The 14,988-nt window shown below is 44.9% G+C and carries 18 protein-coding genes; 14 read left to right on the forward strand and 4 right to left on the reverse strand.

The window, feature by feature from the left end:
- Positions 1–42: 42 nt before the first annotated feature.
- Together BUB86_RS16915 and BUB86_RS00255 are read left to right on the forward strand one after the other, a co-directional pair.
- Positions 43–1,305 (forward strand): RadC family protein, encoded by a 1,263-nt coding sequence (locus BUB86_RS16915; protein WP_081373002.1) that lies wholly within the window; start codon positions 43–45, stop codon positions 1,303–1,305.
- A 147-nt stretch (positions 1,306–1,452) separates the two neighbouring features.
- Positions 1,453–1,662: a hypothetical protein gene (locus BUB86_RS00255; protein WP_175549358.1), complete on the forward strand. Its 210-nt coding sequence runs from the start codon at positions 1,453–1,455 to the stop codon at positions 1,660–1,662.
- A 73-nt stretch (positions 1,663–1,735) separates the two neighbouring features.
- Here BUB86_RS00255 and BUB86_RS00260 read toward each other — a convergent pair whose 3' ends face one another.
- From BUB86_RS00260 to BUB86_RS00270, 3 genes are all read right to left on the reverse strand, one after another.
- Positions 1,736–2,698: a nucleotidyl transferase AbiEii/AbiGii toxin family protein gene (locus BUB86_RS00260; protein ID WP_073203516.1), complete on the reverse strand. Its 963-nt coding sequence runs from the start codon at positions 2,696–2,698 to the stop codon at positions 1,736–1,738.
- Entirely contained in the window at positions 2,695–3,417 is a 723-nt protein-coding gene (locus BUB86_RS00265; RefSeq protein WP_073203518.1) for a DUF6088 family protein, read from the reverse strand. Before BUB86_RS00265 ends, BUB86_RS00260 begins: the two co-directional genes overlap by 4 nt.
- A 222-nt stretch (positions 3,418–3,639) precedes the next feature.
- Entirely contained in the window at positions 3,640–4,200 is a 561-nt protein-coding gene (locus tag BUB86_RS00270; RefSeq protein WP_073043723.1) for a recombinase family protein, read from the reverse strand.
- Positions 4,201–5,019: 819 nt separating this feature from the next.
- On the opposite strand from BUB86_RS00270, the gene BUB86_RS00275 reads away from it, so the two are divergent.
- The 4 genes from BUB86_RS00275 (at position 5,020) to BUB86_RS00290 (ending at position 7,742) form a co-directional block, all read left to right on the forward strand.
- A complete protein-coding gene (locus BUB86_RS00275; RefSeq protein ID WP_073203521.1) occupies positions 5,020–5,559 on the forward strand; it encodes a phosphoribosyltransferase in 540 nt (179 codons plus the stop codon).
- An 11-nt stretch (positions 5,560–5,570) separates the two neighbouring features.
- On the forward strand, positions 5,571–6,296 hold the full coding sequence (gene radC / locus BUB86_RS00280) for a RadC family protein (protein ID WP_073203524.1): 726 nt from the start codon (positions 5,571–5,573) through the stop codon (positions 6,294–6,296).
- A gap of 839 nt (positions 6,297–7,135) precedes the next feature.
- Positions 7,136–7,480: a hypothetical protein gene (locus BUB86_RS00285; RefSeq protein ID WP_073203527.1), complete on the forward strand. Its 345-nt coding sequence runs from the start codon at positions 7,136–7,138 to the stop codon at positions 7,478–7,480.
- 70 nt (positions 7,481–7,550) lie between these two features.
- The gene (locus BUB86_RS00290) at positions 7,551–7,742 is read left to right on the forward strand and encodes a hypothetical protein (protein ID WP_073203531.1); all 192 of its coding nucleotides are present in this window, start codon (positions 7,551–7,553) and stop codon (positions 7,740–7,742) included.
- A gap of 326 nt (positions 7,743–8,068) precedes the next feature.
- Here BUB86_RS00290 and BUB86_RS17405 read toward each other — a convergent pair whose 3' ends face one another.
- On the reverse strand, positions 8,069–8,221 hold the full coding sequence (locus BUB86_RS17405; RefSeq protein WP_175549359.1) for a hypothetical protein: 153 nt from the start codon (positions 8,219–8,221) through the stop codon (positions 8,069–8,071).
- A gap of 464 nt (positions 8,222–8,685) precedes the next feature.
- Here BUB86_RS17405 and BUB86_RS00295 point away from each other — a divergent pair, with 464 nt between their 5' ends.
- The 8 genes from BUB86_RS00295 to BUB86_RS00330 all read left to right on the forward strand — a co-directional run bounded on the left by BUB86_RS00295 (position 8,686) and on the right by BUB86_RS00330 (position 14,987).
- Positions 8,686–8,970 carry a hypothetical protein gene (locus tag BUB86_RS00295; RefSeq protein WP_073203534.1) on the forward strand — a complete coding sequence of 95 codons (285 nt, stop codon included), beginning with the start codon at positions 8,686–8,688 and terminating at the stop codon, positions 8,968–8,970.
- Positions 8,971–9,037: 67 nt separating this feature from the next.
- Positions 9,038–9,409 carry a hypothetical protein gene (locus BUB86_RS00300; protein ID WP_073203537.1) on the forward strand — a complete coding sequence of 124 codons (372 nt, stop codon included), beginning with the start codon at positions 9,038–9,040 and terminating at the stop codon, positions 9,407–9,409.
- Between the two features lie 638 nt (positions 9,410–10,047).
- The gene (mobC, locus tag BUB86_RS00305) at positions 10,048–10,449 is read left to right on the forward strand and encodes a plasmid mobilization relaxosome protein MobC (RefSeq protein WP_073203541.1); all 402 of its coding nucleotides are present in this window, start codon (positions 10,048–10,050) and stop codon (positions 10,447–10,449) included.
- A complete protein-coding gene (locus tag BUB86_RS00310; RefSeq protein ID WP_073203544.1) occupies positions 10,446–12,017 on the forward strand; it encodes a relaxase/mobilization nuclease domain-containing protein in 1,572 nt (523 codons plus the stop codon). Before mobC ends, BUB86_RS00310 begins: the two co-directional genes overlap by 4 nt.
- 49 nt (positions 12,018–12,066) lie before the next feature.
- Positions 12,067–12,753: a ParA family protein gene (locus BUB86_RS00315; protein ID WP_073203546.1), complete on the forward strand. Its 687-nt coding sequence runs from the start codon at positions 12,067–12,069 to the stop codon at positions 12,751–12,753.
- 2 nt (positions 12,754–12,755) lie between these two features.
- Complete coding sequence (locus BUB86_RS00320) at positions 12,756–13,262, forward strand: hypothetical protein (protein WP_073203549.1); 507 nt, start codon at positions 12,756–12,758, stop codon at positions 13,260–13,262.
- 158 nt (positions 13,263–13,420) lie between these two features.
- Positions 13,421–13,834: a hypothetical protein gene (locus tag BUB86_RS00325; RefSeq protein ID WP_139261223.1), complete on the forward strand. Its 414-nt coding sequence runs from the start codon at positions 13,421–13,423 to the stop codon at positions 13,832–13,834.
- A gap of 157 nt (positions 13,835–13,991) precedes the next feature.
- Positions 13,992–14,987: a CBASS cGAMP-activated phospholipase gene (locus BUB86_RS00330; protein WP_073203555.1), complete on the forward strand. Its 996-nt coding sequence runs from the start codon at positions 13,992–13,994 to the stop codon at positions 14,985–14,987.
- The last annotated feature ends 1 nt before the right edge of the window (position 14,988 follow it).

The following is a 14,988-nucleotide window of genomic DNA, read 5'->3' on the forward strand; positions in this document are numbered from 1 at the left end:
GAAATTCAATCAATACAATATCAACATTTAAAATCAAATCGTATGAAGAAGTTAGTTGCATGGCAGGAAGAGCCTGTAATGGAGGCTCCTGTTGAGAAGGAAGAAATGGGTGTTACCATCAACATTGACAATGGTGAGAACAATTTTGTCGGGGAACTGGTCGATGAACCTATTGAGACACTGGTCAGGAAGCCTTCAAAAAAAGAGCTTGACAGGGAGGAAGGACGAAGAGGCAATGAACGTAAGCCAAGTAACAAGGTGACTTATCACCCTGTTACTGGACGGTCTGACTCTGCTCCAAGTGTTCCATATAGACCTGGAGTCGCACGTGGCAGTTATCGTCCCACTGGTGTATTAGGTTATGTAAATCCAGAGAAAGAGGATAAATCCAGAAGACGCAGTCGTTCAAGAGACGAATTCCGTCCAAAGGATGGCAGGGAATCATTTCGTCATTTTGAGGATAGGGAGGAAAGCAGACGGCCAAGGAGAAGCAGAGATTTCGAAGAAAGAGACAGCAGAAGACTTGAGGAACATGAGAAAAGGATGTCCATGCTGGAAGCTTCTCTTCATGAACTGTACCCTACTTCGGCTATCACCGTCCAGAAGAATCAGGAAGAGGATCCTGTTCCGTCAATCAAGAAATGGACTAATGATGACATCCCAATGGAGAAATTCCAGACGGATGGTGTCAGCCAGCTCAGTGAGAGCGAGCTTTTGGCCATCATCATTGGCAACGGCCCGAAGGAGTTTCCAACTGTAGATCTCATGAATCAGATGTTGAATGACTGCGGCAATGACCTTTCCAAACTGGGTAAGAAGACAATGGAAGAACTGATGTGCTACCGTGGCATTGGTAAGAACCGGGCTATCGCTATAGTCGCTGCCTGCGAGTTCGGGAAGCGTTTTAGAAAGACAGCTCCAGAGGAGAAACCTGTTCTGAAGAATGCCTTGGCCATCGGTGACTACATGATGCCACAACTTGAAGACCTGGATGTGGAGGAGTTCTGGGCATTGTTCCTCAATCCGAAACATGAATTGCTCAGAAGAGTCAGGATCTGCAGAGGTGAAGTTTCTGAAAATGCTGCCGACCCGAGAAACATCATGCGATTCGGGGTGCTCTACAATGCGACCTACATTGTTACAGTACATAACCATGTCAGTGGGAATCCCTCTCCTACAAAGTTCGACAGCACCATTGCTACTAAACTTACTCAGGCTGCAGAGTCTGTACGGATGACCTTGCGCGACCATATCATCCTTGCGGATGAACAATACTACTCCTTCAAGGACAACAAGAAACTTTAATCGAGAGTGTTTCAATTCTTGAATAAAAAGAATCGTAATTCAGATAAAAACACTAACTTTGCACAACAAAGAAATAACAAATTGAAGAACTGACTTATGGCAAAGAATATAAAGAAAACAACGCCGAGCGAATTTCGCGGCATAACATTGAGAGAGTTAATTACCAAGTTGGAAAGCCTTTCCAATAACGGGAAAAATGACACTCTGGAAGTACAGATGTGTCGCATCCAAAAATTTCGTAAGCATGATGGTACGATTGCTTGCTTCGACACAGATGACGAAAGGAATATCACAAGTACAGGTATCTACCATGACGAACTCTTTGATAAAGACTTCATCGGTATCGGATTCAATTAAAACATAAACATTAACGTGGAACACAATTATGGCTCGATACTTCCTAACTAGTACCGAGCCATATTTGTGTTTATTATTTCCCCTGAAGAATTTGAAGCAATTCGTTCAGGCTTTTCGCTATTTCTTCTGGCGTAGGGATAGGTCTATATGCCAACTGCCCTAACTCCTCAACATAATGCTCACTCAAATCTGTCCAAAGCCGTGAGAAGTCCTTAATCAACGGTGCTTCATCAATATTCTTTCCTTGCCATCCATCTGGCGTATCAAATACCGATTGGTCATGCTGCCACAGGTCTTTCAGGTCTTGAAGAAAGCTCTGACTCAGATATTCACGACATTCTGCGTCATTCACCAACGCATGAAGGTCATAGAAGTGACGGATTTTCTTATTCAACCCATCCAATGGTTGAGAAGTGAAGGAGAAACGCAGTAAAGAAACAAGCTTTTCACAGATAGTACGCCTTTTGTCAAGCACGTTCAGTTCAAAAGGAGCCATATCTAACTCTTCAATTAGCGACTCCCTTCCTGTTTCCCTAAGAAACTGAGTGATAAAGCTTTCTATTTCCAACCTCACATACGGATAGGGATTGGCAAAAGAATTAATCTCGACGATAACGTAGTTCCCCAGCAATTTCATTCGCGGATCACTTCCTGATAATGTACTCGTATAGGAATGATATGTCTTCCTATAGTGCGACCCTTTACTTGTCTCACCTGGCACGTCAGTTTCTGGTATTCCCTCAGTCATGCCTTTGCTGACCTTCGAGATCAAGTTCTTTATTTGATTGCCTTTCATACCCTCGGCAAGAACGGCAACATCGATGTCGCTGGAAAAACGGTCTATCAATCTGTAAGCCTTGGACAATGAGGTTCCACCTTTCCAAACCGTGTTGTTTGCCTGTGAGGTTCGGGAGAGTTGCTGCAGGATTTTGGTTATCCAATAGTCCTTCTCGATATAAACGGGAGCGATGTCCAAATGCTCAGATGCTGCACGGATAGCATCGGATAGCTGTTGCCTATTGTTGTCAAGTGTCATACGATTCTGAAATTATTAGTCGATAAAACTTTCTTGGTCAAGCCAACTTTATATATAGTAATTGGATTAAGGGTATCTCTCAGTACCTGTGCTTTCTCTTCTCCATAAAGATCTTCAACGATAGCGCCAGTCACGGCCCTCGTCATTGGATTATACTTCAAGGCAAGCTTGATTATCAATTCCACACTTCTTACATCAAGTGATTGTACGATAGCCCTTATCCTATTGTAAGATTTGTCAGGTGTCGTATCCGGAATTGACTTAATATTTTTGATAGCGTCAAGTACTTGAAGTAGAGGAATGTTATTCCTTGTTATCACATTGGGCTGCTGTACAAAACGTATAGTAAAAGAACCTCTGCGAGTATTATTTTTCTTCCCATTAACCCCAATCTCAATGATATTGGAGATTTGTGTGGTAAGACCCAATTGTCCGAAAATGGAATTACCAGTCAGATAGCCAATTATCTGGCCATCTTTTTCCAATAAATCCTTAACAACCTCTTCCTGACTAGGCTTTAAGCTACCGAACATCGTCTGCTTCGGCTTATAGAAACGTCCTTTAGAAAGACGCTGGATCACACCGCTATCTGCCATACGGTTTAGCTTACGTATAACATTGGCACTGGATTCAGGAGGCAATCCCAAATCCCGATACGTGAAAACATAGTCTGAACGGAATGAATTCACGGTCTGCTCTATAGCCTTTGACTGTAACATAATTGCTATTGCATTACGAATTTGGTGCAAAGATACATATTTTGTCTCGTTTTTAAGCCACAAAACAAGACAAAAATTCAAAAAGAAGCTATTTTTTAACAATTCATGTGCTTAAATCATACCAAAAAGACAATTTGTCTCGTTTTTAAACCACAAAACAAGACAGAACAACTTTAATACAAATTGTATTGCAACTCACTTTTTTGAGGGGTTACCGTAGTGCTATCCGCATATCCGTTGTCTTATATATCTATATAAAGTCGTTTTGCTTATCCCTGTTGCTTCGAGAATCTGCGATATAGAGCAGACCTTGGAATCATACATTTTCAAAGCAAGTTTTATCTTAGATTCATCTTTGGGTGGGCGACCACCATTGCGACCTCTTGCACGGGCTGCCTGTAATCCCTCCATAGTTCTTTGACGGATTAAGTCGCGTTCGAACTGGCTTATTCCTGCAAAAATGGTGAAGAGAAGTTTTCCCTGTGGAGTTGTTGTATCAATCCACGATTCCTTCAAGGACTTAATATCAGCTCCGATATTATGGATTCTATCCACAATTTCAAACAAGTCCTTAACAGATCTGCTTAATCGGGACAATTCTGTGATAATGACAACATCTCCTTCTCGAAGAGCATCCATCATTCGAACCAGCTCAACTCTGTCACGCTTGGTTCCTGATGCTTTCTCTTCATATATCCTTTCACAACCAAATTCTTTCAGTTGGTCAATTTGCCTAAGCGTCTGCTGATCTTGCGTACTTACACGTGCATAACCAATTATCATAAGTCTGTGCCAAAATTAATATAGTTCCACATTTATGATACTTAGATTAAAGTACCAATTTTGGCACAAAAATACAAATAATTATTTAGATTTTCAAGAGTTTATTGAAAAAGTAACAAAAACGGCGGTTTTTGGTATTCATCCATATAATGCATAAACATTCATTTGGACAGAGCAAGTGTTAAAACCGTCACAAATAGCTAATAGATTTGTGACACTTGAAAGCAACAAAATCCTTATTCATTCTTTCGAGTCCCAAAGATTAACTGGGGACATACACATTGACGGTGATGCATCTGGGTGCTTATCAGCTACCCTAAGATGGATTACCGACAAAGAGTGTGTCCGCATGGCATAAAGACATATCAACAACAAGAGCATCGATGCGTCTTTGTCTTCCCTATTCAGGGAACACGCTGCCATGAATCATTTCCTTGTGGTGCCTTGACAAGGGAATTAACTACCTTCTTCTTGGTGCAAGCCTATAGCTTGGTCGTCCGAACCGTGAACCTTCGCTGTGTATTTCCGTTACGCCCGTTAGATACGTTCCTGTGGCAAAGGTAAACCCGCTTTATGGAATGGAAAGTTCATGCCGCAAGGGTTTCCGGGAAAATCTCCACGCCCTTATCAGGGGTAGTATTTTGCCTGAAAAACTTGCCTTATCCATTCAGCGACCTTCTTGAATGCCGCAGGAACGAAACAAACGGCGATAGAAATACGCAAAAAAAAAAACGAAGGGTTCACGGAGTTCGGACTTGATTCAATAGGAACTCACTTCACAGCTCCTGAATCCGCATAAAAAAAGCAAAATCGCAGAACATGGACAAGCAAGGCATTTTCAAGTACGCACTGATGAGCTACATCCCACAAAAATACCTCAGACACGCATCATTTGAGGCGCAGGAGGCAGACCGCCTTATCATAGACTTCAAAAGTGGTCGTAAGTACGCCACCGAGAGAGTTTCAAGGCTCTTTGCAAAGACTCTTTCGCTCATGGACTTGAAAGACACCATCATTGTCTGCATCCCTGCAAGTTGTCAGCGCACCTACACCCGACGTTTCCGTAAGTTCTCCGAGAATGTATGTGCAAAGACCGGTGCCATCAACGGCTTCGACCACATCAAGGTTATCGGCAAACGTGAAAAGGTTCATATCAGCGGAGAACATGCAGCCGAGGATAACGTATGGATTGACACGGACTTCTTTCAAGGCAAGCGCATCCTCATTATCGATGACATCTGCACCACGGGCAGAACCTCCGATGATTTCCGTGAGAAGATGGAGCAGGCAGGCGCACACGTCAGAATGGCCATGTTCCTCGCAAAGACCAAGCAGTTCAAGAAGAAACAATTTAATTAAAATTCAAGATTATGAATACAACTACAGCAGTAAAGGCAGCCACGGCAGGAACCGTGAAACTGACCATCAGACAGTGGGCAAACGAAGACCGCCCAAGTGTTAAACTTCAGATGTATGGAGTGAAATCGCTCTCTGACGCTGAACTCCTCGCCATCCTCATTGGCAGCGGAACAAGCAAGAACACCGCCGTTGACATCGCTCAGAACCTCCTCGACAAGTTCGACCAAAATCTGAACATCCTCGGCAAGGCTCGTTTCGATGAAATCAACGATGTAGAAGGCGTGGGCACCTCTACCGCCTGCAAAGTGCTTGCAGCCGTAGAACTCGGCAAACGCAGGCAGAATGCAATGGCAGCACTCAAGCCCGATATGGGAACCGCAACACGTATTTATAACTATATGCTGCCGAAGATGATGGACTTGGAAACGGAGCATTTTTACATCCTGCTGATGAACAATAACTACAGACTCATAAAGGCTGAGTGTATCAGTATGGGAGGACTGACAGAGGTAAGTGTTGACGTGCGCATCGTCATGCGTGAAGCTGTCCTCAATAATGCAACTATCATGGCCATATGCCATAACCATCCCAGTGGTAGCCTCCATCCCAGCAAGTATGATGATATGCTGACTCAGAGCGTGAAGAAAGCTTGTGAGGTCATGCGCATCCACTTAGCCGACCATGTGATAGTGACGGATGGATGCTACTATAGTTACTCTGAACAAGGAAAAATATAAGATTCACCATTCTGATGGAGCCAGGCGAAAAAGCCTGGCTTCCTTATTCTTTGGTGATGCGCCAAGAATAAGGAAGCGAACAAGAAACGCAGAAGTGAATACTCTAAAATGACCTCTCGTTAGGCTGTTGCCTAAGTAATGGTTGGTAGTATCATACTTATTCCATGATTAGCCTGCGCACTCTGGGCCAGCTATTACAAGTTCTAAAAGCTATTTATCAGTGTGTCATGTCTGATGTGCTGTGTCTACAGTCATGCCCGTATAGCCAGTAGCGCAAGTCTCTGGTTGGGCTTTGCCGTCCCTATTATCTTTCATGAATCTCCAATGGTTGCTTTCATCCTATGCTGGCTTCTTACTATTCTCTTCCTGTCTCTGCGTTTACCGGTGTAGCAGCCTGTTATCCCTTTAGCCTGCTCATTCATCGTGTCGTTGCTGTCTGAGGTATCGTCTCAACATGGGAGCATTCCTGGCACTCATCACGTTTGTTCTCCGGCTCACTGGCAGAAGCAACTGGCTCTTCCTTCCATTCCATAACAGCACTGGTACCTATGCGCTATCAACTCATAACTTTTTCTTTCTATTTTAATCTTGGCGTTATACTCATTTATTCTCCGCGAAGTTACGAAGCGGGTGCCTTTTTGATTTCGGCCCTGCGTGGACTGCCTCCGGCCTTGGACAATGATTTTTCCATGAATCTTCCTTTTTCTTTACCGACAAGTCTTTGCCTATGGGCAATAAACAAAACGTGTATTCACAGATAAATCCCCGTCGCACCACTTTTCCGCGTCGTTTGGTTGCCTCGAATAAATTGAATATAAACCAATTAAAATTTAGAAATTATGAAAAAGTTTAATGAGTTTTCAATCAGCGCATTCGTCGCTACAGTACCTGAAGTTAAGGAATTTGAGAAGAGCTCAGTTGCTCGTTTCTGCCTTTCAGTGAGCCACACAGAGAACAAGGGTGATGAGAAGTCTACCAAGACCGCACTCCTTCCTGTTGAGAAATGGATCTCCAACGACAAGAAGGATGAGCTGAAGGACCTGAAAGGTAAGTACGTTGGCTGCCACGGATTCTTCAAGCCCGACACATGGGAAGAGGATGGCAAGAAGCGCAGCAAGATCATCTTCGCTGTCACCAAGCTGGAAATTCTAACTATGAAAGATAACGAGGACGGCAAAGAATAGCCGTCTATAAGCTGTGCTACCGGCTATACGGGCATTTTTCTTTTAATGTTCAACCTTTAAATTATCGGTTATGACACAGTACATCATCCAGAATGACAACGAGGAATACATGGCTGCCTTTAGCAAAAAGCGTATTACCTGGACTAAAGCCCCTGAGTGCGCAAAGACCTTTGACTCTCGCGAAGCGGCAAATACCATGTTACGGAAGATAAACTTCTTCCATAACGTGCCTTGCTGGTTAGCAAGGGTGGTTCGTGACTGAAATCACAGGATTATGATAGTTCCGGGTTCATAGTTTACTGACTGTGAACCCGTTTTTGATGTGATAGCCGGCCCTTTGGCTCATGTCTGACACCTAGACATGGAAAGACTTATGGTTTCCCTTCTGCCAGCGTAAGGCACGGCTGTCACTGTGCCTTACTGTTCCGCTTGCCGACAGTCCTCACATGGAACGGATGCAGGATGCCTGGATCTGGTCATACACGTCAGGAGTGCGGGTGTCCTGTTCAGACACGCACACTTCTGACAAGTATTCCCCTTGCTGCTCAGACCATATCCTGCTCTCGGGATTCGGTATGTTGGGCAAGCCTAATATACCGAAACGCTCGGCAGGACAAGGTCTGTCATCGACAACGATGAACCGCAGCACCATTCATCCTCTGCATTCATTCCCGTGAGGCCTTTGCCGGCAAACGGAACTGGCATGTCGGGAGAGTCGGCATAGCAGGTTTGCTGTGCCATCACTTTCCAATTCCTTTTGGCTCCGCATTCGGGAATGCTTTATGGCTTCACGTATGAGAAGACCTTTAGCTTTCTCCGTCTCTCTTCTGGAGTGCTCGCCACTTTTCCCTCATCTTATTGTCCCTGCTACGCCTTGGTTTTCTGATTTTGCGGTGCAAAGGTAGTGAAAGAAGCTGATGACCAAATACCGCGTTGCTATTTCGCTTGCTTTCTTCCGGCAGCCTTCCCGTTTTGTCTGATACTCGGACAAAGCCGGGTATTCCAGAAGAACGCACGAAATTATCCGGTCATGAGCTCTTGATCTTTCACTCTTAACAGCACCGGAAAAATCGAAAACCCCGACGGCGATGCTTCAGCCGATGAAGGAAATAAAAAAAAGCTTGCACTCCAGGAGACGGAGAAAAAGGAAAAATCTCATCCCCCTCGGGACTCAGGCTTAGTCGATAAAATTCAAATTCACAGTTATGACTCAAACAACAGTTTATCCCAAACACCGCTTCTACTTCAATGTAGAGACAGAAACAGGCGGGCAGCAGATTGCCAGTGAACTGCCCTCGTATCGAATCGCCTGCCAGCATATCAAGCATTATGCGAAGGAGACGGGTAATCAGCAGGAGGTCTATTACATCAGACTCTACAGGCGTAAGAACCACCGATGCTGGTCTGTACTCCAGTGCAGGGTCAAGTTCCGGGATGACCAGGTACTCATAACGGGAGCCAAGTACATTGAAAACAAGAAAGCGGCATAACGACCGCCATCATTGATAACAAAGGTAACGGCGGGTCTAACCAGCCCGCCACAATTTTACTAACGACATGCAAGAACTAAGAGTTGCAACAGTTAACAGGGTCAGCTACGAACAGGGCGACCTGCAGCAGTGGATTAGGAACTATGACGATGTGAGCAAGGACTATTTCCTCCGTCTCTTCAACATCGTATTCGAGTGCAACGTGGATTTTCTCACAGACGGACAGGGCGAGGCTATCCCCGACGAGTTCCAAGTTGACAGGGAGGACTTGGAGCGCGTCGTAGAACAGGTAGCCACCTGGCATCTGGAGGACGGGGATGACATTGACTGCATCTGCACGAACTTCGGCATCAGCCATGATGAGCTGGTATCTCTGCTCCGTGAGGCCCTGAGTAAGTGCGACAAGGAGAGCAAGTGGGTAAGGTTCTGCTGGGCATAGCCATCATACAGGCAGGATGGCAGGACTCTCTTCTGAGCCTTGTCTATCCTGCTACCTTTGCACAAACGTACATCTGCACGAATGTGTGCGTAAGTGAAAGCACGAGAGCATACGAGCACAAGAGCACGAAAGCATAACTGCATCATTGTGTGCAGTTGTGCAGGCACAAGGGCACAACTGAACAAGATTGTGCAATCGTGCTTGTACAAGCGTACAAGGAAACGACTGCATGAAACGATGACAGCATAAGTGTGTGCAGTTGTGCAAGCACAAGGGCACAAGGATATAACAGCACAAGGGTATGCATGTGTACGGTTGTACTTTCGTGCAAGCACAAGTGTACAAGGGTACAACCGCATGAATGCACAAGTGAATAAACTTTTTAAAACGACATCATAGACAAATGAAAATGACTACTTTTGCAACGACTTCGGCGATGGATTTCCATCGGCTTCAATTTTGGCAGGCCTCCGCCAACGGCTCTGACCGACCTTTATTCCGGGGAGTGTCCAACAGGACAGACGGCTCCATCGTTGATGGGATTGCAAGTTGTGCGTTTGTGACCACAAAACGCCACTTGCCAGACCTTCGGCTGGGAAAGAGAGTCTGTTCGCAACTCACAGACTTTTACAGTGACCATGAAAGATTCCGGAAACAAAGACCAGATAGTCAAGCTCCGAGTAAGCGGTGCGGAAAGGGATATGTTCGAAGCAAAGGCGGCAAACTATGGCTCCATCAGCGCCATGATACGTGATGCGGTAGCCCACTATGATGACACGCTCATGAAGCGTCGCATTGAGTCGATGAACCTGCTTTATCCGCTCATATCGAAACACGAATCAGATCTGAACCGCATCGGGAACAACCTCAATCAGATAGCGCATTACTGCAACCTGCTTGCTGCAAATGGTGAGTATAATATGCAGGTAATCACTTCTTCTGTTGAGCCATTGCTGCATCAGCTGCTCTCTCTGAACAGTGATATTGCAGCTACGGAACATAAGATCTTTACACGTATTTTTAGCGAGAAACCAGTATGATAGCAACGATTCTAAAGTCAAGCAGCTCCTTCTCTGCCGTCCGCTACAACGAGCGGAAGGTGGAGAATGGTGTAGCTGAATTAGTGGCCATTCGTAACTTCGGGTATCTGCAGGATGCTCCCGATATGAGAGGTATCACGTCTCTTCGTAACTATCTCATGGACTATTCTGCCAGGAATGACCGTACACGGATGACCCAGTTCCATGCTGCCATCTCCTGTAAGGGCTCTGAGTATTCCAAGGAAGAATTGATAAAGATTGCTGAGCAGTATCTTGATAAGATGGGCTACAATAATGAGGGGCAGCCTGTTCTGATGTACTTTCACCACGACACGGATAACAACCATCTGCATATCGTAACAAGCCGTATCAGTCCAGACGGGAAGAAGATTGCTGATTCGATGGAGAACATCCGTTCACTGAAGGCCATCGAGTCGATCATGAGCATTGACCAGAAGCACCAGAACTCTGAAATGATGAAACTGGCCAAGTCCTATCACTTCGAGTCTGTCTCTCAGTTCATGGCTGTCTTCGAGACTTCGGGCTACGAGGCTTACATCCAGGACAAGGACATATATATTAAAAGAGGTGGACAGGTACAGGATGAGATTGCTGTCAAGGAAATAGAAAAACTATGCCGTAAGAACGGTGAGGATGAGAAGAAGCGCATCCGTCAGTTACGGGCTATTCTCAAAAAGTACCGTGACCAGAGTACCAGCCGTGAGGAACTGGAGACAATGCTGAAAAAGAAATTCGGCATCAGTATCAAGTTCCTAGGCAACGAGTTTTCGCCTTATGGCTATATGGTGGTGGATAATGCTACCAAGTCTGTATTCAAGGGTGGTGACATTCTCGGCATCAAGGAGCTGCTCCAGTTCCAGAGCCGTGAGGAGAAGCTTCAAAAGGTGGACTTCTTCATCGAGGACAAGCTTCGTGAGAATCCGTTGGCAACGACATTCGACCTCAATCACGACCTTCATCGTTTCTATGGCTGCTATATCAAGCACGGCAATATCATCATGGGAAAGGACAAGGTGGAGCTGGCCGACTATCTCGTACAGAAGATCAAGTATAACGATAAGGTGGCTTGGGTACAGGGCTTTTCTCCTGTCAACGAACAGCAGGTTCGTTTGCTCTCAAAGATGTTCAATGTATCTTCTGAGCATCTGCATGTTTCAGAGAATGGCAATAACATTTATTCCACCCTTTACACCATCAACGAGCAGTTGGAGCTGGGAAAGGATAAGGGTTGCAACGAGAGTATCTTTGACCGTCTGAATGACGAGGGTATCTGGACGTACCGCTTTGAAGACAAGTTCTTCTGCGTGAATCCGTCGAAGAGGGAGGTGGTTGACCTTGAAGCCAATGGTATAGACATGAGCAAGTTCAAAGCTTCACGTTCTGCTGACATCGAGACCTCAGAGCATAAGCATCATGCCGCATCTGGCAAGTCCCGTCCTATATCGAATGAGATTGGCAGCAGTGACCGCATCAACTACAATCCGGATGCCAACCGTAACAGCTACGGTGAGGTGGATGATGAACGGGCTATGATCCGTCGGTCTTGACTGAGTATATAAGTAGTATCGAATTAGTAATAACTAAATATGTATCGCAATGAAAAAGAACATTACCATTACTTGGGCGAATGAGAAAGGTGGCGTAGGTAAGACCACCCTGTGTACGCTCTTCGCAAACTATCTTTCGGAGAAAAAGGTGTCTGATGTCTGTGTTCTGGACTGTGACCGGCAGCACTCCATCGTTGACAAGCGCAAGTTCGACAGTCAGAGTCTGCAAACGGACAAGATGCCTTACGAGGTCAAGCAGATTGAGATTGATCGCCTGCAGCAGTCGGCTCAGCTCTTAAAGTCAGTAAAGACCGCCAACGGAATCTACCTCTTTGACTCTCCCGGCAATATCTATCTGGAGGGTATGGTGCCTCTGCTGGGCTTCAGCGATGTCATCGTATGTCCGTATCAGTATGAGTTCAACTGTCTGAGTGCAACACAGAAGTTTCTCAATCTGGTGGGGAAGATTTGGATAACCTACCTCAAAGGAAGGCAGAAGCCGAAACTGATATTTGTGCCGAATCTGGTCATCCGTACCCGAGGAACGGCAGCGGAGCTTCAGACATGGAAGAAGACGGACGAGGCACTGGCACAGGCAGGTGGCATCGTAACACCGATGGTAGCTGACAGGGCTGACATTGCCCGTTACAACACCTTCGGGAACACGAAGATTCAGGCTGAGTGCGTAGCACCTGCCTTCGACATGATTTACAATGAACTTCAAAAACTGGAATAAGTATGGCAGCAAACAAGTTAATTCAGCAGCCCGACATCCTCAATCTGGATTCTCTGGGCGCATTCATGGATGCACAGAATGATCCGATTCCTACTGTATCGGAAGAGAAGGCGGCTACAAAAGCAGAAGAAACCGCTTCTGATACTGAGGGTGAAGAGATTGTTCAGAATGAAAGTCCTGCGGTTGCACCTGTAGATACGACACCACAAAGACCAAAAGTAGCAAGAGCACGTCGAGGAAAGCAGACGAATGTGCAGCCAGTCATCGAGGCTGGTTCTGGTGAGTGGGATATGATGGTCAGGTATGCGGAGTTCTACAACGACAATCCCGACGAGAACAGAATTACCGTAGTCTTGAACCCGGAAATCAAGCGGGCTCTCGACATCATCCGCATCAACTGCAGACAGTTCAACTTCGGCAACATCCTCAATGCGGTATGTCGGACTTTCATCGAGCGGAACAAGGAACAGATTCTGCGGATGCAGAAGGACAAGGGAGGTATTCTTTGACAGGCAGTTTCTTCCATCGGGTGACAAGCCTGGCACATTACATGCCCAGTCCATGTGAGGCACGCTAATGTGTCTTGGCTGCACCCTGATGGAGTTAGATACTCCACAAAAGGGATATGGCTCAATTCACATTTATCAATTTTAAAGACAGTACAACTATGATGACAACAACAAACACGACAGTATTCAAGAGAATGGGACGGATTCTTTCCTTGGTATTCAGCGACTATAACGAGGCAAGGGCTTTCCGTGAGGCTTTCCTGCGTCTGGTGACTTACATTGTACTCTTCATCATCGGCTACAGGCTCAACCTCGTATTCGACAATGTTCCTGATGGACGTATCTTTGATGGCTATGCTATGGCAGCTCTGTTCTGTGGCCTGTCAGTACTATCCGGCTTCATGAACAACATGATTTGTATCGGCGGTTGCCTGACGATGCTATTCTTCATGGTCATCAAACTGGCAGTCTCTATGGCTATCGGCCTTGTAGCCTTACCTATTTGCCTTTATTTTAATCTTTATCGTCTGATAAGGAACGGGACTATTATCTTGAATTATAAGAACCTCTAAAACAAAAAAATTTTTTCGTCCGATGATGTATCTTACAAAAATGCAAGGAATACTATAATATATTAGGGGGGAGAACTGACAGAATGTCACTTCACAATAAATTGGCATGTTATTTGACTCTTGCAGGATAGAGCTAGTATAATAAAAATCCTACAAGATGAATAAACCATTTAAAGTATTATGCATTGATGGAGGTGGAATAAAGGGGCTTTATTCTGCAGAACTTTTAGCTAAGTTCGAGCAGGTTTTTGGTCATTGCGTCTCTGACTGTTTTGATATGCTCTGTGGAACATCTACAGGCGGTATTATCGCCCTTGCTGCCTCACTTAAGATACCCATGAGCGATGTGGTAAAATTTTATCAGGAGCATGGTCCCGCTATTTTTAGTGAGAGAACAAAACACAAACCTGGCGGTAGTGCCTATCTACTCCTGAAACAGATTGCATTTGGTGGTAAATATTCGGCCACCCCACTGCGTTCTGCCCTTGAGGGCGTTTTTAAGGACAAGAAAATAGCTGACAGCAATAATTTTCTATGTATCCCAGCTTATAACACATTGACAGCTAATCCTAGAATATTTAAAAAGGATTATGACAATTTCACAGAGGATGACCGAAAAAGTTATGTTGATGTCGCATTAGCAACTTCTGCGGCTCCAACATATTTACCTGTTATGGAAATTGAAGGCGATCAATTTGCAGATGGAGGACTATGGGCAAATAATCCCATTTTGGTTGCTTTAACAGAATACTTGTATAAGTTTTCGCAAGACAGTCGTTTTGACGGTCTCGAAATTCTCTCTATAAGCAGTTGTCAAAAGTCAAAAGGTGAGAAACATCATAAACTGAACAGGGCTTTCAGTGATTGGAAGAATACACTATTTGATGCATATTCCATAGGCCAGTCGAAATCAACAATGTTTTTTCTTTCTAAATTGAGAGGATGTTTGAATTTCCCCTTCGAATTTCACAGAATAGAAAATATACATTTGTCACCAGAACAAGATAATATCATTGACATGGATAATGCCAGTGAAGAGTCTATGAAACTTCTATTGAAGATTGCCGACAATACAGCTATGAACGAGAAGATGCGTCCTGAAATAGCGCATTATTTTAAAACTACGAAAACATTAAATCCACAAAATTATTAAT

This window comes from Xylanibacter ruminicola, assembly GCF_900142525.1.
GTDB classification, from domain to species: Bacteria; Bacteroidota; Bacteroidia; order Bacteroidales; family Bacteroidaceae; genus Prevotella; species Prevotella ruminicola_A.